Source organism: Caulobacter sp. 10L414, from assembly GCF_056395525.1.
The window spans coordinates 43645-63486 of the sequence record NZ_JBFTJR010000018.1; the positions used below are offsets into that span (position 1 = coordinate 43645).

Here is a 19842-nt window from a genome sequence, read left to right on the forward strand (position 1 = left end):
AGACCAAGAGATCAGTGCGGGCTTTCTCGCCGCCGCGCCCCTGGCGCGGCGAACGGGAGCGCTTGCGCCAAAGCCGACGCGTCCGGAGCGACGCGCTCAACAATTGGGAGGGAAATAGGGATGACCAATCACAAGACGGGCAAGGCGCCGCCGCGCACACGGCTGCTGGCCGGAATTTCGAGCCTGACGGTGGCCGCGCTGCTGACGCCGGCCGTCGCGCTGGCCCAGGCCGCGTCGCCGCCGCCGGCCGACCAGCCGATCACCGACAATGCGGTCAGCGAGGTGGTCGTCACCGGCTATCGCGCCGCCCTGCGCAGCGCCATCGACACCAAGAAGAACTCGGACGTGATGCTCGACGCCATCAACGCCGAGGACATCGCCGACTTCCCCGACAGCAACCTGGCGGAGTCGCTCCAGCGCCTGCCGGGCATCTCGATCGATCGCGACAACGGCGAGGGCCGCACCATCAGCGTGCGCGGCCTGTCGGGCGACTTCAGCCGGGTGCGGATCAACAATATGGAGGCCCTGTCGACGGGCGCCAGCAACGATTCCGGCTCCAGCCCCAACCGCTCGCGCGCCTTTGACTTCAACGCCTTCGCCTCGGAACTGTTCAGCTCGGTGCGGGTGCGCAAGTCGTCGTCCGCCGAGGCCGACGAGGGCTCGCTGGGCGCCACCGTCGACCTGATCACCGGCCGCCCGTTCGACTACAAGAAGGGCGCCTTCGCCCTGTCGGCCGAGGACAGCTATTACGAGAACGGCAAGAAGCACAGCCCGCGCATCACGGGCCTGGTTTCCAACCGCTGGTTCGACGGGCGCGTGGGCCTGCTGCTGTCGGCCGCCTACGCCAAGCGCACCTCCGAGGACGACACCTACGCCCGCGGCGGCGGCTCGTCCGACTACGTCTATCGCGGCTCGACCTGGACCGGCGACGAACTGCCGGGTCGGGCGGGTTTCGCGGCGCCGACCGGCACGGTGTTCACCGCCCTGATCCCGACCACCCTGACGGGGGCGGCGCTGGACGCCTACAAGGCCAATCCGGCCAACTACTACAACCCGCTGGCCAATCCGCTGGCCTATGCGGAGATGACGGGATCGGATCCGGCCGCCTACGCCAAGCTCTACCCCAACTGCGCGGCGACCAGCGGACAGCCGGTGACCGGCCTGACTCCGACCTCGCCGGGCTGCAACGACAGCCAGATCCGCTTTCCGGCCTTGCCGTCGATCGCCCAGCGCGACGTCGAAACCGAGCGCCTGGGCCTGACCGGCGCGTTCCAGTTCGAGATCGGCCCGCGCACCAAGCTGACGGTCGATGGCCTTTATTCGCGGTTCGAGAGCGTCAGCACCAACTACCAGCTGTCGCCGGTGGGGCTGAACCGCAACAACACCAACGCCAGCTATTCGTACGGAGCCAACACGCCCACCGCGACGGCGCGCAACGGCAGCGCCATGACCGACGCCCAGCGTCGCGCGCTCTATCCCGGCGGCTGCACCTTCACGGCCGAGACCGACCTGAACCCGGGCCAGGACTGCGGCCAGCAACTCTACGGCCAGAACCCGGTCAGCGGCTACACCTACAGCTACAACCCCTACAACCTGGATCCGTACGAGTACTACACCAACCCGTCCTCGCCCGGTTACGCGGGGCCCGCGGCCAGCCTGCCGTTCCGCGGCGACCTGATCGGCCGCCCGTCGGTGAAGCTGCTCGACGCTGAGGTGGTGGGCCAGAACGCCGAGTACCTGAAGCTGGGCAACGTCGACTGGCGCTCGGGCGCCGACCGCGGCGCCTACACCACCGACTTCCGCCAGGTGTCGGCCGAGCTGACCCACGAGTTCAGCGACAAGCTCAAGGCCACCGCTTCGTACGGGGCCTCGCGGTCGGAGAACAAGAACACCGGCACCCTGGTCGAGTTCAACTACATGGACGCTCAGGAGCCCTTCATCTTCGACGAGCGCGGGGCCTCGGGCATGCCGCGCTTCGACGCCGGGTTCGATGCGGCCGATCCCAACAAGTGGGGCATCGTCAAGGGCTTCTCGGGGATGCGCCACTACAAGCGCAACACCCTGAACACCTATAACGGCGGCAAGATCGACGTCGCCTACGAGCTGGACGACAACTGGACGATCAAGTTCGGGATCACCGGCCGCAAGTACGAGTTCTCGACCGACCAGTACGAGCGCAACAACGACCTGCTGAACCCGACCGAGAAGGAGGCCGGCGTGACCAGCGCCTCGCTGGGCCAGGTCATCGAGTTCGGCCAGGGGCTGGACGTGCCGCAAGGCTCGACCACGCGCTTCTATGCGCCGAACCTGGAGGCCTTCAGCAGCGTGTTCGGCTTCGACTGCGACTGCATCAACAAGTACGGCGACTTCCGCATCACCCGGAAGCGCAACCGCTCGGCCTCGTTCGAGGTGGCCGAGAAGAACCTCGCCTACTACGCCCAGTTCGGCTTCAACTATCAGGTCTGGGGCGGGCGTCGCCTGTTCGGCAATTTCGGCGTCCGCCAGGCCGAGACCGAAGTGGAGTCGCTGGGCGAGACCACGGCCGGCCGCCCGATCCGCGGCGAGAACAAGTACACCGACACCCTGCCGTCCGGTAACCTGACCTGGGAGGCGCTGGACAACCTCTATATCCGCGTCGCGGCGGCCAAGGTCATGGCCCGTCCGCTGCTGGGCAACCTGTCGCCGGCCGTCACCGGCGTCAGCATTCCGGGCGACGGCTCGGTCACCGGCGGCACCCTGACCGTCGGCAACCCGAAGCTCTCGCCGTTCCGCGGCAAGGCCTTCGACGTCGCCGCCGAATGGTATTTCACCGAAGGCGGCCTGATCAGCCTGGGCTACTTCCGCAAGGACATCGACTCCTACCCGCAGACGGTCTTCTACGAGGCCCCGCTGTCGGAATTCCTCGACGCCGACGCCATCGCCCAGCTGCGCCTGCAGTTCCCAGGCGAGACCGGCGGCGACGTCTTCCGTCGCGCCTATATCGACGCCGACAACGTGATGCTGGCCCGCCAGGTGCGCGACGCGCCCGGCGGCGTGCTGCAGGGCTGGGAGTTCAGCTACCAGCAGGACTTCACCTTCCTGCCCTGGTACTTCAAGAACCTCGGCGTCCAGTTCAACATGACCAAGCTGGACACCGAGCTGAAGTACATCCTCGACCCGGGCGCGGTGAACGCCACGACGGGCGTGGTGACCAAGGCTCCGGTCTACGGCACCGGTCCGTGGCTGGGCTCCTCGCCCAAGGGGATCAACTTCACCGTCTATTACGAGACCAAGAAGTTCAACGCCCGGGTCTCGATGGCCCAGCGCGACCAGTACTACACCAAGTATCCGATCGCCTCGGGCAACTGCGACCCGGGCCTGCAGGCCAACGGTTCGGCCTGCGACGGTCCGCTGATCAACGAGTTCGAAGGGGCCAAGTCGACGATGAACGTCGACTTCTCGATGCGCTACCAGCCGATGAAGCAGGTCAGCATCACCTTCGAGGCGCTGAACATCACCGACGAGAAGTCCGAGCGGTTCGTCTACAACGACCCGGTCATCCTCTCGTACGGCGGCAGCGGCCCCAACTACCGGATCGGCGTGCGCTACAAGTACTAGCGCGCCGCGAGACTGGTCGCCGCGCCCCTCCGCGCGGCGGCCACCCCCTTCGGCTTTCCCCAGGGCTCGAAGGCGGCCTCGGCGGAGGATCTCGCGGTCCTCCGCCGCTTCTTTTTCATGTCGACCAGGAGCTGGCGATGAAGATGTCCAAGCTGATGCCGATGGATCGCCGGACGGTGCTGGCCGGCGCCGGAGCGGTGCTGCTGGCGCCGACGGCGACGCGGGCGGCCGCGCCCGACTTCGTCGCCCTGGGCTGGGCAAGCGCCAAGGGCGGGGAGGGCGGGCGAACCTTGCGCGTCACCACCCTGGCCGCCGACGGACCCGGCTCGTTCCGCGCCGCCGTCGAGGCTTCGGGGCCGCGCAAGGTGGTGTTCGACGTCGCCGGCGTCATCGATCTGGGCCGCAAGAGCATCCGCATCCGCGAGCCGTTCCTGACCGTGGCCGGCGAGACCGCGCCGTCTCCGGGGATCACGTTCATCCGCGGGGGCGTCCAGGTCGAGAGCCACGACGTCGTGCTGCGCCACCTGCGGGTGCGGGCGGGCCGCGACGGGGCGGCGGACCGCAGCGGCTGGGAGGTGGACGGGATCACCTGCTGGAAGGCCCGCGACGTCATCGTCGACCACTGCTCGATCGCCTGGGCCACCGACGAGAACCTGTCGGCCTCGGGGCCGCGGTTCGACGGCGGCGACACGGTCGAGTCCTGGCGCGCCGGGACCTCGCACCGGATCACCTTCAGCAACAACATCGTCTCCGAGGGGCTGTCGCACGCCAGCCACGTCAAGGGCGAGCACTCCAAGGGCACGCTGATCCACGACAACGCCACGCAGGTGCTGATCGCGGGCAACCTCTACGCCCACAATCTGGAGCGCAACCAGCTGTTCAAGGGCGCGGTGCACGCCGTGTCGGTCAACAACCTGGTCTACGACCCCGGCACGCGGGCCATGCATTACGCGCTGAACGCTCCTGAATGGGAGGGGCGGGCCTGGCAGGTCGGCCAGCTGGCGCTGGTCGGCAACGTGGTGCGCGGCGGCGCCTCCACCAGACCCGACCTGCCGTTCCTGATCGTGGAGGGGCAGGGCGATCTCGACCTCTACGCCCATGACAACCGTGCGGCCTATGCCGGCGGGGCGGCGATGCCGGACCTGCGGGTCCTGCCGACGACGCCGCTGCCGCGGGTTCGGCGCCTGTCGGCCGCGCCGCTGTGGCCTGAAGGGCTGAAGGCCCTGCCGGCCTCGGCCATCGAGCGTCACGTCCTGGCGGGCGCCGGCGCGCGGCCCTGGGACCGCGACGCCGTCGACCTTCGCATCCTTGGCCAGGTGAAGGATGGAACCGGCCGGGTGATCGACGACGAGGCCGAGGTCGGCGGCTATGCGAGCGCCGGCCGGGCCAAGGCCTGACATATCGATTCGACCGTTTCAGGTCGCTTTCAGAAAAACATCGGCCACTTGTAGGAGTTTTTATGGCTCCCGCGGGTGGCCATACCGCTCGCTCCGGCCAAGGCGCCTGAGCGAGCGTTGTTCGTTGTTTCGTCGAAGTTTTTGAGCTTTCGAACGGAATTCCTCTCCGCCTATGTCAACGCTGTCATAGCTCGATACCTGACAGCCTGCTTATCGCATTGATCATAACAATAACTTGTCTGAGTATCTCGGTTATGCAACAAAGTGGTCAGGCCAAAAATGGCAAGGCCTGACGGCTTCGACCGTCAGGGAGGGCGGGAGGAAACGATGATCACGACAGTACCGGCCGGCGCATAGCGACGGCCCGGCCGAGCCCCACGCGGGGTCGTCCGGGCGACGTCGCCGATTGCAGTCCATGAGCCTGGCGGGCGGCCAAAGACGCCCCCCGCGAGAATAAGAAGACTTTGGGAGAGGAAGTAATGAAGCGCTTCAGCGCGCGCGGCCGCACGGCCGCGGCTGTGTCGATCATCGCCTTGAGCGCGGCCGTCTGGCCGGTCCAGCAAGCCGTCGCACAATCCGAAACCGTCAAGACCTCCGGATCGGTGGAAGCCCCGACCGAAGTCGAGGCCATCGTCGTCGGGGCGCGGGCCTCGCAGCAGTCGTCGATCGCGCGCAAGAAGCGCAGCGCGACGGCCCAGGACTCCATCGTCGCCGACGACGTCGGCTCGTTCCCCGACAGCAACGTCAACGAAGCCATGTCGCGCATCGCCGGCGTCGCCATCGAGCGCAACGGCTTCGGCGAAGGCGACGGCGTCTCGATCCGCGGCAACGGCGCCGACCTGACCCGCGTCGAACTGGACGGCATGGGCGTTGCCGCCTCGGGCTTCAGCCTGGCCGTCGGCGACGGCGGCGGTCGCGCCGCCGACCTGCGCGAATTCCCGGCCGAGATGATCAAGAGCCTGGACGTCATCAAGGGCCAGACGGCCGACATGACCCCGGGCGGCCTGGGCGCCACCGTCCAGATCCAGACCCGCACGGGCCTGGACTTCAAGAAGCCCTACCTGTCGATCCGCGGCGCGGCCGCCGGTAACTCGCTGTCGCGCAAGGCCTCGCCCGAACTGGGCGTGGTCGCCTCGCGCAAGTTCCTGGACGACCGTCTCGGCGTGATCGGCAACATCAGCTACAGCAAGCGCCTGAACGACAGCCACGCGCTGAACAACGGCGGCTCGAACAACGCCCAGGGCTATACGCGCTTCGCCGACTTCGACAATTCGCCGGACAAGACCTTCAGCTACAACCCGGCCACCGCCAACGGCGTCGGCGCCACCGACCCGATCGCCTCGTGGGCCATGGTCGGCGGCGGCACGTTCAACGCGCCCACGCCGCTGGACGTCTACACCAAGTCGGCCGCGGCCAAGACCAAGGCTGAGTGTCTTGCCGCGTTCCCGACGCTGACCGACGCCCAGCTGGGCACGATCGTGGCCGGCAGCAACGGCGCCAACCGCCAGGCCGCCCAGGCCGCGCAGATCAACGCCCAGATCAGCTGTCTCAACCAGTGGAACGACTACGCGCCCAACCTGGTGCGCGACCAGAACCTGACCCAGTACGAAGACCGCCTGTCCTGGGACCTGCGCTTCGACTACCGCGTCAATGACGACCTGACGATCTTCGCCAAGTACCAGGTCGCCAACCGCGAGCAGAACGAGAACAACCGCCAGCGCACCCGCGGCGGCATCACCTCGCTGTACGCCGCCTCGCAGAACCAGACGGCGACCTCGCTGGTCACCAACACCTTCTACCCGGCCGGCACGCCCAACGTTCTTTCGGCCATCCCGGGCGGCGGCTTCTACATCTACAACCAGGGCATGCCGACGGCGCCGTTCACGATCGACACCACCCCGGGCTCGAGCGTGACCAACAACGCGTTCCCGCTGATGGGCGTGGCGGCCAACATCGTGCCGGGCTCCATCCAGATGGACGGCAACCATCACCTGACCCAGTTCGACATCACCAACGCCGCGCTGGGCATCGACCAGATCCAGAACGACCAGATCTGGAAGACGAACTACATCTCGGGCGGCGCCAACTACAACCGCGGTCCGCTGACCATGGACCTGATCTTCGGTCGCAACGAAAGCGACTACTCGCGCACCGACCTGCGCTTCTCGCGCAGCTACACCTACGGCAACGCGACCATGCGGGCGCTGGAGAACGGCATCTGGACGATCGACATGCCGTCGTCCTTCGATGACACCGACATGCGCAACTACGCCCAGCTGAACGCGCCGACCGCAGTGGGCCAGCCGGCCTACTCGAACGCCTATCGTCTGGTCTTCAATCCGCGGAAGGTAGAGAGCGCCGAAGACCAGCTGAAGTTCGACGTCACCTACCTGCCCGACATGCCGCTGTTCACGCGCTTCAAGGCGGGCGTCCTCTATCGTAAGGGCACGGCCAATTCGTGGGGCGGCGGCGGTTACTCGCCCGACCCCGGCGTCTTCGTGCCGACTCTGACCCTGCGCGGCGACGTGCGGGCCTGCGCGAACGTGGCCTCGACCCTGCCGGCCAACGCCTGCGCCTACGGCTACGCCGCCAACCCGACCACCGGCGTCAACTTCCTGTACGGCCTGGAGACCCTGACCCAGGCCCAGCTGATCGACATCTTCCAGAGCTCGATCGAGCATAACTCCGGCAAGTTCATGCCGGGCTACAAGGGCGTCTCGGGCCTGGAGCTGTGGGACAGCATCGACGTCAAGAAGGCCTTTTCGCAGATGGCCGGCGCGGTGAACTACAACTTCGACTGCCTCAAGGAGTGCACGGCCAGCGACGGCAAGGTCTACCAGCAGCCGTTCAACGAGACCGAGGAGAAGATGGCCTCCTGGTACTGGATGGCCGACCTGGCGCACGACCTGCCGTTCGGCATGGAGTTCCGCGGCAACCTGGGTTCGCGGATGTTCAAGACCGAGGTCGAGGGGTCGGGCTACGTGACCCTGGCCACCACCTTCAAGACCCCGGCCTTCGACCCCAACAACCCCAACCTCGCGGCCGGCATCGTGACGACCAGCCGGGTCCGTCCGGTGTCGATCAACAAGAGCTATACCGGCTGGCTGCCGTCCTACAACGCCGCCGTCTGGGCGATCCCCGACAAGGTCGTGCTGCGCTATTCGTGGGCCAAGACCATCGCCCCGCCGGCGATGAAGTACCTGTGGCCGGGCGGCACCTGCACCTATGACGAGCGTCGCGACGGCGTGGCCGACGCCGACGGTTCCGAGCAGGACATGACCTGCGGCACCTTCGGCAACGCCGACCTGAAGCCGTATCAGGCGACCAAGAACAACACGAGCCTGGAGTGGTATCCCAACAAGGACACCTCGTTCAGCCTGGCCTACTACCGCCAGAAGGTGCGGGTCGGCGGGCCGCTGGCCGTGCCGGTCAAGAACGCCAACGTCTTCGAAGGCACCGACATCGAGATCCCGGGCACCGGCGGCAAGAAGTTCTCGGACTACGAGTTCGGCATGACCACCTACGAGAACGGCCCCGGCTACGTGCAGTCGGGCTGGGAGTTCGTGGCGCGGACGGCCTTCACCTACCTGCCGTGGAAGCTCAGCAAGACCGGCATGGACTTCAACATCTCGACCACCAAGTCGGGCAATGCGGTCACCTACATGGACCCGCTGACCGCCGAGGCGCTGGATCCGCAAGGCCAGTCGAAGTACTTTGCCAACCTGGTGTTCTGGTATGACGACGGCGTCACCAAGGCGCGTATCGCCTACCAGACCCGCGACCGCGTGCTGTCCTGCATCTCGCCGTGCGGCAACACCAGCGCCTCGCCGGTGGCCAATGCGCCCAACACCAACATCGGCAACTACGTTCGCTTCCCGTACAATCCGAGCGAGCCCTACTACTCCGAGCAGTACGAGTACCTGGACGCCAAGATCTCGCGGAGGATCAACAAGAACCTCGAGGTCTACCTGGAAGGCCGCAACCTGCTGCAGGCCGCCCGCCTGTCGGTGGGCTCGGACGACCGCGGCTTCGAAGGCCGCGCCAATCCCTGGTCGGTCCAGTACGGCGGCTCGCGCTTCGCCCTCGGCTTCACCTACCGGAACTAAAACTCTCCGTTCCGGTCGGCTCCTGGCCCTTCCCTGGAAACAGGGGAGGGCCTTTTGCTGTGGGCGCGGGCCCCCTCCGTCCGCTTTGCGGCTGCCCGCCCGAAGGGGGAGGATCTTGGTCGGCGTCCAGATGCTCCCCCTCTGGGGGAGCTGTCGCGGAGCGATTGAGGGGGTCTAGCGCCGGCGCTGCCCCCTCCGACCCTCTGGGCCACCTCCCCCAGAGGGGGAGGATCTTGGAACCGCGGACCTCCCCCTGTGGGGGAGGCGATCGCGCCAGCGATCGGTGGGGGGAGTTGCTGGGTGATCGCCATGGCCTCGGAAGCTGAAAACGGCCCCCACCGGCCTTCGACCGCCTCCCCCAGAGGGGGAGGTGCCTTTGGGGGCGGGCACGACTTCTCAGCCACGCGCTTCGGGCCACCTCCCCAAAGGGGAGGGGTTTCACTGGTCTGACCAGGTTGCGCCGAGCGCTCCTAATGTCGGTGATACAGGAAGGCGAGGATCACCCATGGATCAATAGAAAGTCGTTACGTTTCATGGATTTTCATTTCGCGATGACAGCGCTATTAGCGCGAAGGTTGCGAAAATTGGTCAGGCCGATGTTGCGGCGACCGGGGGCTTCCGGTAGAAGGAGAGGGTGTTCGGCGTCTGCGAGCCGACCACAACCTTCATAGTTCCCCTCCGGCCGACCAAGACGACGGGTCGGCCTTTTTTTGCGCGGTCGACCGGGGCGCGCGACTGTTGCTGGCCGCAGGCGACGGCGCCTATAGCGGGGGCATGACCTTGTCTCTTGGCCCCGACTGGGAACGCGAACTGTGGGCCTCGCCCTATCGGCTCAGGTTCGAGCTGAACCAGAGCGGGTCCCATGTGACGATGTTCACCAGCAGCTATGACCGCGCACGGATCCTGGCCCGCGCGGCGCTGCCGACCGACGCCCCGATCGGCGTGATCGCCGCCAATCCCGAGCCCAGGGCGGAACTGAGCGCCGAGTGGCGCGGCTGGACGAAGGGAACCGCCTTTGGCCATCTGAAAAGGATGGGGGTCAGGACCAAGGCCCATCTGGCGACCTGGAAGGGCTATGTCTGGCCCGACGACGAGGCCGACGACGAGGCCGAGGCCTGGGTCCACCGCGCCGTGCGCCTGACCTGGGACCAGGCCGACATCCTGCTGTGGAGCCAGATCGCGCACGATATCGGCGTGACGCCGCAGGCGCCGGTGCAGTCCAAGCTGGTCGACCTGGAACGCGGCGTCTGCGTCAACGCCTATGACGACCGGGGCATGGACGTGACGGCGCTCTCGCCGGAGCCGATCCTGGAGCTCTATCGCCGCTTCGACGACTGGCTGCTCGATTATGACCGGCCGCGCATGGCCGAGGCGTTCGGAGCCTGAGCCCGCGCCGCTAGCGGCACAGGCTCTTGGGGTCCACGCGCTCGACGGTTGGGGCGGGCGCCGGCAGGGCGATCCCCCGGGCCTTGGCCGTGCGCTCCATGATGCCGCCGCCTCCGGGAATGGCCTGCGCCTGCGCATAGGCCGGGTCCTTCTGGGCGTCCTGCAGCGTGACGTAGCGGGCGCCAGCCGCGTCCAGGCGGTCCATCATCTGGGGGAGCATGTGCGCCGACCAGCCGCCGATGTGGGTGAGCAGCACCTGCGGGATCATCCGGCCGTAGACCGCCTGGGAGACCACACGCATGCGGGCGATCCCGTCGTCGACGCCGCGCAGGTACTGCTCCTCCATCAGGCCGATGGCGGCATGGTCGCCCTTGGTCAGGCAGCGGGCGTAGGCGTCGCTGTAGCTCCAGTCGTCGAAGGCGAGGCTGACATGGGCGACCTTGTAGCCGTGGGCGGCCAGATAGGAGGCCGCGCCCTGGTGGCGCTCGGGGCGCGTGCCGGCCGTGAGGTTGGGAAACCTCAGATACCGCCAGTCCTGGCCCTTCATCCGCTGGGCCACCGCCGGCTCGCCGGCCTCGAGGTCGGCGATCCAGGCCTCCAGCGTGTCGGCCTTTTCGAGATTGAGGTGGCTGGCGGTGTGGTTGCCCAGCGGGTGGCCGGCGGCTCGCCAGGCGTCGAGCACCGCGTCGCCTTGCGCATCGGTCGTATTGATCGAATTGACGAAGCCGAAGGCCTGGGCGACGCCGTGCGCCTTGAAGAGGTCGATGTGCGTGCGGGCGATCGACAGGCGGGTCATGCCCGGCGGCAGGGCGCCGTGCACGGGCAGGTCGTCGACCGTGACGGCGACGTCGAAGGCCTGGGCCAGCGCGGTTGCGGGCGCCAGCAAGGCCAGGACGAGAAGGGCGGCGGTCCTCACGAGGTCTTGCCCGCGTAGTAGCGGCGCAGGGTCTCGAAGGCCAGCTTGCGGCGGCCCTCGTTGCTGACCAGGCCCTTGCGGTTCCAGTAGTCCTGGTAGCGGGCGTGCCAGCGGCGCGGCGAGCGGAAGTCCTTCAGCACCCAGGGGCTGACGCCGACGAAGCCGTCGCGATCGAGCAGGGCCAGCGTTTCCTCGAACACCCAGGCCTGGTACTCCTCGGTCCAGCGGTTCTCCTTGGGGCCGCGCTCGCCGTAGAGGGCGTCGGCGCCGAACTCGCTCATCATCATCGGCTTGTCGTGCGGGTTCGAGAACCGCACGGTCTTGGCCTGGTCGGGCGTGCGCGGGCCGTACCAGCCCTCGTACTGGTTGATGGCGACGACATCGAGGTCGGGGGCCAGCGGGTCGTCGACCACGAACTGGTTCTGGCCGGCCTTGGCGCCGCCGACGTCGATGTTCTTGTTCAGGGCCGCCGTCAGCAGGCGGGTCGGATCCAGGCGGCGGATGTCGGCGACCACGTGGCGCAGGAAGGTCGTGCGGGCCTGGTGGGTGGGCGTCTCGTTGGCCACCGACCAGAAGGCGACGCTGGCGCGGTTGCGGTCGCGCACCACCATCTCGGCGGCCATGGCGCGGGCCAGGGCCAGGGTCCTGGGGCTCTCATAGGCGACATCGTCCCAGTAGACGGGGATCTCCGACCAGACCAGCAGGCCCAGTTCATCGCACAGGCGCACGGTGCTTTCCGTGTGCGGATAATGCGCCAGGCGGACCATGTCGCAGCCCAGGGCCTTGGCCTCTTCCAAGAGGGCGCGGGCCTCGGGCGGGGTCATCACCCGGCCGCCCTGGGCGCCCAGGGGCTCTTCGTGCAGGGCGATGCCGCGGATGAAGCGGGCCTTGCCGTTGACCAGGATCTGGCGACCGCGGGCCTCGAGCGTGCGAAAGCCGATCCGGTCGCGGCGCACGTCCTCGCCGGCCTTGAAGGTCACCTCATAGAGGGTGGGCGCCTCGGGCGACCACAGCTTCAGCCCGCGCGGGGGCTTGGCCGACAGGCGGGCGCGGCCGTCGGGGCCGGTCTTGCCGGTCAGCGTCAGGTTCAGGCCGGCGATGGCGACCGCGACGTCGAGGCCGGCGGCGGCCGGGCCGTCGGCGCGCAGGTCGGCGACGATCTGGCCGCCTTCCAGCCGCAGGAAGGCGTCGCGCAGGAGGGTCTTGGGCGTCTCCACCAGCCAGACCGAGCGGGTGATCCCGCCGTAGTTCTTCCAGTCGAAGTCGAGCGAGGGCAGGGTCTCGCGACCCACCCGGTCGTCGACCCGCAGCACCACGACGTTCTCGCCCGGCTTCAGCTTGCCGGTGACCTCGAAGACGAAGGGCGTGAAGCCGCCCTCGTGGCGGCCGATCTGCTGGCCGTTCAGCCAGACGACGGCGTCGTAGTTCACCGCCTCGAAGCTGAGGAAGCGGCGGCCGCCGGTGTCGGCCGGGGCCTGGAAGCGGCGGTGGAAGTAGATCGGGCCGTCGTACCACTCCAGCGACGGATCGCGGGTGTTCCAGTCGCCGGGAATCTCCATGCGCGGCGAGGCGCTCCAGTCGTATTCGACGACGGGGCCGCCGGGCTGCTGGGCCTCGTCCAGCCAGAAGGCGCGGCGGGCGTTGGGCTTGCGGAAGGCGGAGTCGTTCTGGTCGAGGATGTAGGCCCACAGACCATCCAGCGTGACGCGCGGACGGTCGTGCTGCGCGAACAGCAGCAGCGGCTCTTCACTAGCGGCCAGGGGCGGGGAGGCGGCCTTTTCCTGTGCATGGGCCTGCACCGCGAGGGCGGCGCTGGCGGTCAGGGCGGCTCCGGCCAGGAGCTGGCGACGGCTGGGCGTCATGGGCGGCTTTCTCCCTAAATCGTACTTGCGACCTTCCTAGAGGGTTTGGTCAAGTTTGGCCAGGGCGCATGGTCAGGCCGCTATTGCAATCGGCCTGACCAATCTCTATTTGCACTCCCATCGGGTCGAAGAACCCTTCAAAATGTGGGAGTCAGGTATGCGGCGGTTTTTCAACACGACGGCGCTCGGCGGGATCTCGGCTGGGGTCGCCCTGGCCGCCTTCGCAGGCCTCGCCCACGCCCAGGAAACGGTCGATGACGCGCCAAACACTGACTTTGCCGTCGGCGAGATCGTCGTCACCGCCCAGAAGCGCTCGCAGAACGTCCAGGACGTGCCGATGGCCGTGCAGGTGATCGGCGGCGACCAACTGGAAGCCGCCGCCGTGCGCGAGTTCACCGACCTGACCAAGGTGGCCCCGTCGCTGATCGTGCGGCCGGCCGACAACCCCGTGAACGCCTCGGTCTCGATCCGCGGCGTGGGCACCTTCGCCTTCGGGGTGGGGGTCGAGCCCAGCGTCGCCGTGGTGGTTGACGACGTGCCGATCGCCTTCCAGGCCCGCGCCTTCGCCGACCTGGCCGACGTCGAGCGGATCGAGGTGCTGCGCGGCCCGCAGAGCACGCTGTACGGCAAGTCGGCCTCGGCCGGCCTGATCAACATCGTCACGCCGGGCCCGACCCGCGAGTTGACCGGCAAGGTCAGCGCCCTGGCCACCACTGACGACGAGGTCGGCCTGGGCGCCATGATCTCGGGCCCGATCACCGACACCCTGCGCTTCCGCTCGTCGAACAGCTACACCAGCTTCGAGGGCAATATCGACAACCTCTACAACGACGAGAAGGTCAACGGCCGCGAGACCTTCGCTACGCGCAACAAGCTGGTCTGGGACCCGACCGACAAGTTCAGCGCCACCCTGGCCGTCGACTACCTGAAGGGCGACACCACGGCGGGCCGGCCGTTCATCGCTCTGTCGCCCGACGCCCGCCTGCGCGGCAACGCGGCCTGGACGCCGGCGGTGTTCGCGCCCGGCGTGAACGTGGGTCCGAACAACAGCGCCGTGGTCAACAACGTCACCACCGGCTCGGACTACGAGGACTTCGCCCAGTCGCTGAAGCTGACCTACGACCTGGGCTTCGCCACCTTGATTTCGGTCACGGCCAACGACCGCTACAAGATGCTGGACGCCTTCGACCAGGACGAGACGGCGCTGAGCGTCAACAACTACGCCAAGGGCCTGTTCTCGGCCGACCAGTTCAGCCAGGAGATCCGGCTGGTCTCGGACGCGTCGAACCGCCTGCGCTACACCCTGGGCGCCTTCCACGCCGACGTGAACTATCGCCGCTACTTCTTCCGCGGTCCGGCCTTCTCGCAGGCCAACTGGGACGCCACTTCCGGCTCGAACGAGAACTCGGTGTTCGGCCAGCTGGAATATGACGTGCTCGAGGGCACGACCCTGATCGGCGGTCTGCGCCTGGGCCGCGAGAAGATCGGCTACACCTTCCGCGACCTGCGCGCCGGCCCGGCGGCGGCCTGGGCCGACGGCGCCAGCGACGACTACGCCACCTACCGGGTGGGCGTGCAGCATAAGCTGGCCGATGACGTGATGGTGTTCGCCACCTACGCCACCGGCCACAAGGGCCAGAGCTACGACCTGACCACCGGCTTTAACCAGGCCCGCGCCGACCTTGGCCCCGTGCGTCCGGAGAGCTCCGAGGACATCCAGGTCGGCGTGCGCTCGCGCCTGCTGGACCGCCGCGTGACCCTGAACGCCACGCTGTTCAACACCGAGTACGACGACTTCCAGGCCCAGGGCGCGGAGCTCCTGCCCGACGGCACCCAGAACTTCCGCCTGACCAATGTTGGCGCGATCCGCACGCGCGGGATCGAGGTCGAGAGCACCGCCCGCCTGGTCGACGGCCTGACCCTGTCGGGCTCGGTCGCCTATCTGGATGCGGAGATCACGCAGTTCGCCGGCGCCCAGTGCTGGCCGGGCCAGACGGTCGCGCAAGGCTGCGCCGGTTCGCCCGCCCGCCAGAACCTGGCCGGCGAGCGTCCGCCCCAGGCGCCCAAGTGGAAGCTGAGCGCCGGCGCCGAGTACGTGCGTCCGCTGGCCGGCGACCTGGAGGGCGTGGCCAATGTGGCGGCCAACTACCAGAGCAGCGTCAACTACTCGCTGAACCAGGATCCGCTGACGGTCCAGAAGGGCTATGCCGTGGTCAACCTGTCGGTGGGCGTGCGCGACAAGGCCCGCGGCTACCAGGTGACGGCCTTCGTCAACAACCTGTTCGACGAGGGCTACTACACCAACCTGGTCAACAACTACGGCGCCTACGGCAACCAGCTGGCGGTGCAGGCCTTCCTGCCGCGCGACTTCAAGCGCTACGGCGGGGTGCGGGCGTCGATGACGTTCTGATCGGGCAGGGCGCGCGAGGGCTTTGGGCCCTCGCGTGCTAGGCGGTAGGCGCCTATCCCAAATCCGTCTTTCCCCGCGAAGGCGGGGACCCAAGCTGCATTTCAGGAGGCGAAGCCGTGCGCAATCCTCAGCCTCTGCTTGGATCCCCGCCTTCGCGGGGAAGCTCAGCCCTATTTGGGGGAGCTCGGCCTTAATCTAGATGCTCGGCGGAATGTCGATCCGCCCTAGTCCTCGGCGGAGAAGGCGCCGACGGTCCAGGACTTGAGCATCCATTCGTGCAGGCCCGTGTCCCAGATCCAGGTCTGGTCGCTGGGGGCGGAGGTCCGGGCCTGGGGTTCGGCGCGCGTGGTCCTGTAGATCCGCCCAGTCACCTTGACGGTTCGGCCGTCGAGGCCCTCGATCCGGTCGGGATAGAGGTCCAGGCGCGCCGCCGCGCTCTGCGTCGCCAGGAACTTGCCGACGTTGTTGCGCCGATGGATGTCGTCCTTGGCGACCTGTCCGGCCCAGTTCACCTCGGCCGAGGCGTTGGTCCCGATCCAGTTGCTCCAGGCCTGCGCCGGCTCCAGGTCCGTGCGCAGGTTCAGCCGGCCGCCGCTCTGGTTGGCGAAGCCGGCGGCGGCGAGCGTGTCGCCGTGCAGCATCGTGCAGGCCGCCAAGCGTTCGACGTCGTTGCGATACTCGCTCACCGACAGGGCCTCGCAGGTCGGGAACTGCTGGAGGGCGAGCTTGGACAGGTCGAAGACGAACTGCGTCGTCAGCCCCGGTGAGCAGGCGTTCTCGGTGCGCGACCTGACCGTATCGGCCCCGTCCGGAGCCGTCGGCGCGTTGACGATCTCGACCGAGGACACCCAGGCGTGCAGGCAGATGTCGGACAGGTCGTCGCCCGCCTTGGAAGGCTGTCGGGGCGCCAGCGCGCGATCGGCGTAGCGCGCGCTGGCCGCCACCGTGTTCCAGGCCGACAGCGAGGCGGGGGCTTCGAGCTTGCGGTTGAAGGCGTAGACCACGGCCTTCGGCGGCTGGCCCGGCCGCCGCTCGAAGGCGATGGTCGGGCGCTCGCGGCCATAGCCGTCGACGAAGAAGGCGCGATAGGCCTCGACGCCCGCCTTGGCTTCGGCTTCGGCCGAGGCCATGCCCAGCTTGGCGACGATGCGGGCCCGGTCGGCCGGCGCGCAGCGGTCGGTGCGGCTATCGTCCAGGCAGTTTTCGGGCGGAAGGGCAGGGCCGGCCTGCAGGAGCACGGAGGCGAAGAACACTGAACCGAACATGACGCCCCACTTGTATCTGGGGTTGATAGTTCAGCTTCTTGCGACCGCCGTAAATAGCTTCGCGTCGCTTTCTAGGTATAGCGGTCGCGGGTTGCGGCGATGCGGGCGCGGGCCTCTTCCATCTCTTGCACTTCCGTCGCCGCCAGCAGCGAGTTCAGCACGCGGGTGAGGTGGCGGCGCATGGCGTCGCGGGCGTCCTCGGGCGAGCGGCTGCGCAGGGCCGAGACGATGGCGGCGTGCTCGTCGATGCGTGGGATGACGCCGGCGGCATGGGCCTTCTCGCCCATCAGCTTGGTCTGCGGCGAGCGCTCGCGCGCCTCCCACAGAAGCTCGACGGCGGCGATCATGGCGCTGTTCTGGGTGGAGGCGGCGATCAGCATGTGGAAGCGCTTGTCGGCGTCCTCGGAGCGGTCGACGTCGCGGGCGTTCTCGGCCTGCATCTCGGCCACCAGGCCGTCGAGCTGGTCGAGCTCTTCGTTGGTGATGCGCTTGGCGGCCATGGCGCAGGCCTCGGCCTCGATGGCGCGGCGGGCTTCCAGCAGTTCGAACGGGCCGATGTCGGTGGCGCCGGCCTGGCCCTCGTTGGGGGTCTGGGCCTTCACATAGACGCCCGAGCCCAGGCGCACCTCGACCAGGCCGTCCAGTTCCAGGGCGATGATCGCCTCGCGGATGGTCGGGCGCGAGACCGAATAGGTCTGGGCGAGGTCGCGTTCGGACGGCAGGCGCTGGCCGACGGCGTAGCGGCCCTCGGCGATCTGGCCGGCCAGATCCTTGGCGACGCGTTCGTACAGACGGTTCTCGCCCTTGACGGACATGCGGGGACTTCCTGAAATTGGTCTGACCAATATGGACAAGCCAGTTGTCGATAGTTATGGAACTTCCAACGGAAGACCACGGGAATCTCGACGTGCATACTAGCCAAACCGAGGCGTTCAAGGCAGCCGGCCTGCCGCCGATGCGAATTACCGGCGCCCGCGTGATCGTCACCTCGCCCGGCCGCAACTTCGTCACCCTGAAGATCGAGACCGACCAGGGCGTCTACGGCATCGGCGACGCCACCCTGAACGGCCGCGAAAAGTCGGTCGTCGCCTATCTGGAAGATCACGTCATTCCGGTGCTGATCGGCCGCGACGCGCGCCGCATCGAAGACATCTGGCAGTACCTCTATCGCGGGGCCTACTGGCGCCGTGGTCCGGTGACGATGCGCGCCATCGCCGCCGTCGACGTGGCCCTGTGGGACATCAAGGCCAAGGCGCTGGGCGCGCCGCTATACGACCTGCTGGGCGGCCGAAGCCGTGATGGCGTGCTGGTCTACGGCCACGCCAACGGCAGCGACCTGGAAGACACCGTCGAGGCCGTCGGCCGCTATATCGACGCCGGCTACAAGGCTGTGCGGGCCCAGTCGGGCGTGCCGGGCCTGGACCTGGCCTACGGCGTGGGTCGCGGCGACATGTATTACGAGCCGGCCGACGCGACCCTGCCGACCGAGACCACCTGGGACACCCGCAAGTACCTGCGCTACCTGCCGACCCTGTTCGAGGCGCTGCGCAAGGAGCACGGCTTCGACGTGGCTCTGCTGCACGACGGCCACCATCGGATGACCCCGCGCGAGGCGGCCCAGCTGGGCAAGAGCCTGGAGCCCTACGACCTGTTCTGGCTGGAGGACTCCACGCCGGCCGAGAACCAGGAGGCCTTCCGCCTGATCCGCCAGCACACCACCACGCCGCTGGCCGTGGGCGAGGTGTTCAACACGATCTGGGACGCCAAGGACCTGATCCAGGAACAGCTGATCGACTACATCCGCACGACGATCGTCGGGGCCGGCGGCCTGACCCACCTGCGCCGCATCGCCGACTTCGCCTCGCTGTGGTCGGTGCGCACCGGCTGCCACGGCGCGACCGACCTGTCGCCGGTGACCATGGGCGCCGCGCTGCACTTCGACACCTGGGTGCCCAACTTCGGCATCCAGGAATACATGCGCCATTCCGAAGAGACCGACGCGGTGTTCCCGCACGACTACCGGTTCGACAAGGGGATGCTGTACGTGGGCGATACGCCGGGCCACGGCGTCGATATCGACGAGGCCCTGGCCGCCAAGTACCCCTACGAGCCGCGCCAGCTGCCGGTGGCCCGCCTGGAAGACGGGACGATGTGGAACTGGTAGCGGGCTCTGGGCGGAACTGAGCGTCATCCCGGCTTCATGCCCCACTGAGGGGGCTGAGGCCGGGAGATGCGGCCCTTTCCACCGAGCATCCCCGCGAAGGCGGGGACCCAAGCTGGCTTTCAGGATAGGCCGCGGCCGCGGGAGATCCGGATCCGCGGCTTGGATCCCCGCCTTCGCGGGGAAAATCGGATCTGAGAGCAGGAGCGTCCGGCCAGGAGCGCGTCCAGCCATCGGGTGTGGTGCCCCAAAAACAGCAGAGGCGGAACGTCTGGGACGTTCCGCCTCTTTTTTCTTCGAGTTAGCCCCGAAGGCCGTTCCTGTCAGGATCAGCCGTTGACGGCGTCCTTCAGTTGCTTGGCCGGCGTGAAGCCGACCTTCTTGCTGGCGGCGATCTCGATGGTGGCGCCGGTGGCCGGGTTGCGGCCGGTGCGGGCCGGCTTGTCCTGGACCTTGAACTTGCCAAAGCCCGGGATCGAGACTTCTTCGCCCTTCACGGCGGCGTCAGCGATGGCCTTGAAGACGCCGTCGACGATGGCCTTGGCCTGGGTCTTGGTCAGCTTGTCGTCGCTGGCGACCAGAGCTTCGGCGATATCGGCGGTGTTCATGGAGTAACTCCTTATAGAATCGGGAGAACCAGACTGACTGGTGAGATCGGCCATGTCACGCGCCGCCGTGTGACGTCAAGCGTCCGCCGCAACCGGCGGAGGGGCGAAAAAGCCTTGATCCGCTTGGTTGAACC

Annotated in this window: 11 protein-coding genes; 6 read left to right on the plus strand and 5 right to left on the minus strand. The window is 67.8% G+C overall.

Annotation, left to right across the window (positions count from 1 at the left end):
* Positions 1 to 120: 120 nt before the first annotated feature.
* The 4 genes from AC1DCG_RS09625 to AC1DCG_RS09640 all read left to right on the plus strand — a co-directional run bounded on the left by AC1DCG_RS09625 (position 121) and on the right by AC1DCG_RS09640 (position 10486).
* Positions 121 to 3597, plus strand: a complete 3477-nt coding sequence (locus tag AC1DCG_RS09625; protein WP_477036517.1) for a TonB-dependent receptor domain-containing protein — start codon at positions 121 to 123, stop codon at positions 3595 to 3597.
* A 137-nt stretch (positions 3598 to 3734) separates the two neighbouring features.
* A complete protein-coding gene (locus tag AC1DCG_RS09630; protein ID WP_477036518.1) occupies positions 3735 to 4994 on the plus strand; it encodes a pectate lyase family protein in 1260 nt (419 codons plus the stop codon).
* A gap of 479 nt (positions 4995 to 5473) precedes the next feature.
* Complete coding sequence (locus tag AC1DCG_RS09635) at positions 5474 to 9100, plus strand: TonB-dependent receptor (RefSeq protein WP_477036519.1); 3627 nt, start codon at positions 5474 to 5476, stop codon at positions 9098 to 9100.
* A 774-nt stretch (positions 9101 to 9874) separates the two neighbouring features.
* Positions 9875 to 10486 carry a DUF3885 domain-containing protein gene (locus AC1DCG_RS09640; protein WP_477036520.1) on the plus strand — a complete coding sequence of 204 codons (612 nt, stop codon included), beginning with the start codon at positions 9875 to 9877 and terminating at the stop codon, positions 10484 to 10486.
* Between the two features lie 10 nt (positions 10487 to 10496).
* On the opposite strand, the gene AC1DCG_RS09645 is transcribed toward AC1DCG_RS09640, so the two are convergent.
* Both AC1DCG_RS09645 and AC1DCG_RS09650 read right to left on the minus strand, forming a co-directional pair.
* A complete protein-coding gene (locus AC1DCG_RS09645) occupies positions 10497 to 11402 on the minus strand; it encodes a polysaccharide deacetylase family protein (RefSeq protein ID WP_477030031.1) in 906 nt (301 codons plus the stop codon).
* Positions 11399 to 13264: a glycoside hydrolase family 2 protein gene (locus AC1DCG_RS09650; RefSeq protein WP_477036522.1), complete on the minus strand. Its 1866-nt coding sequence runs from the start codon at positions 13262 to 13264 to the stop codon at positions 11399 to 11401. The genes AC1DCG_RS09645 and AC1DCG_RS09650 overlap by 4 nt, the downstream gene beginning before the upstream one ends.
* A gap of 157 nt (positions 13265 to 13421) precedes the next feature.
* Between AC1DCG_RS09650 and AC1DCG_RS09655 the strand changes: the two genes are divergently transcribed.
* A complete protein-coding gene (locus tag AC1DCG_RS09655) occupies positions 13422 to 15674 on the plus strand; it encodes a TonB-dependent receptor (RefSeq protein WP_477030033.1) in 2253 nt (750 codons plus the stop codon).
* A gap of 224 nt (positions 15675 to 15898) precedes the next feature.
* On the opposite strand, the gene AC1DCG_RS09660 is transcribed toward AC1DCG_RS09655, so the two are convergent.
* Together AC1DCG_RS09660 and AC1DCG_RS09665 are read right to left on the minus strand one after the other, a co-directional pair.
* Positions 15899 to 16939 (minus strand): hypothetical protein, encoded by a 1041-nt coding sequence (locus tag AC1DCG_RS09660; protein ID WP_477036523.1) that lies wholly within the window; start codon positions 16937 to 16939, stop codon positions 15899 to 15901.
* 71 nt (positions 16940 to 17010) lie between these two features.
* The gene (locus AC1DCG_RS09665; RefSeq protein ID WP_165260204.1) at positions 17011 to 17754 is read right to left on the minus strand and encodes a FadR/GntR family transcriptional regulator; all 744 of its coding nucleotides are present in this window, start codon (positions 17752 to 17754) and stop codon (positions 17011 to 17013) included.
* A 140-nt stretch (positions 17755 to 17894) separates the two neighbouring features.
* On the opposite strand from AC1DCG_RS09665, the gene manD reads away from it, so the two are divergent.
* The gene (gene manD, locus AC1DCG_RS09670) at positions 17895 to 19103 is read left to right on the plus strand and encodes a D-mannonate dehydratase ManD (RefSeq protein ID WP_116490704.1); all 1209 of its coding nucleotides are present in this window, start codon (positions 17895 to 17897) and stop codon (positions 19101 to 19103) included.
* Positions 19104 to 19429: 326 nt separating this feature from the next.
* On the opposite strand, the gene AC1DCG_RS09675 is transcribed toward manD, so the two are convergent.
* On the minus strand, positions 19430 to 19708 hold the full coding sequence (locus AC1DCG_RS09675) for an HU family DNA-binding protein (protein ID WP_101715906.1): 279 nt from the start codon (positions 19706 to 19708) through the stop codon (positions 19430 to 19432).
* Between the last annotated feature and the right edge of the window lie 134 nt (positions 19709 to 19842).

What these genes read in the sequence shown, in the direction of transcription:
- AC1DCG_RS09625 (WP_477036517.1), top strand. Translation starts at nt 121, where the DNA reads ATGACCAATCACAAGACGGGCAAGGCGCCGCCGCGCACACGGCTGCTG.
- AC1DCG_RS09630 (WP_477036518.1), top strand. Translation starts at nt 3,735, where the DNA reads ATGAAGATGTCCAAGCTGATGCCGATGGATCGCCGGACGGTGCTGGCC.
- AC1DCG_RS09635 (WP_477036519.1), top strand. Translation starts at nt 5,474, where the DNA reads ATGAAGCGCTTCAGCGCGCGCGGCCGCACGGCCGCGGCTGTGTCGATC.
- AC1DCG_RS09640 (WP_477036520.1), top strand. Translation starts at nt 9,875, where the DNA reads ATGACCTTGTCTCTTGGCCCCGACTGGGAACGCGAACTGTGGGCCTCG.
- AC1DCG_RS09650 (WP_477036522.1), bottom strand. Translation starts at nt 13,264, where the DNA reads ATGACGCCCAGCCGTCGCCAGCTCCTGGCCGGAGCCGCCCTGACCGCC.
- AC1DCG_RS09655 (WP_477030033.1), top strand. Translation starts at nt 13,422, where the DNA reads ATGCGGCGGTTTTTCAACACGACGGCGCTCGGCGGGATCTCGGCTGGG.
- AC1DCG_RS09660 (WP_477036523.1), bottom strand. Translation starts at nt 16,939, where the DNA reads ATGTTCGGTTCAGTGTTCTTCGCCTCCGTGCTCCTGCAGGCCGGCCCT.
- AC1DCG_RS09665 (WP_165260204.1), bottom strand. Translation starts at nt 17,754, where the DNA reads ATGTCCGTCAAGGGCGAGAACCGTCTGTACGAACGCGTCGCCAAGGAT.
- manD (WP_116490704.1), top strand. Translation starts at nt 17,895, where the DNA reads ATGCGAATTACCGGCGCCCGCGTGATCGTCACCTCGCCCGGCCGCAAC.
- AC1DCG_RS09675 (WP_101715906.1), bottom strand. Translation starts at nt 19,708, where the DNA reads ATGAACACCGCCGATATCGCCGAAGCTCTGGTCGCCAGCGACGACAAG.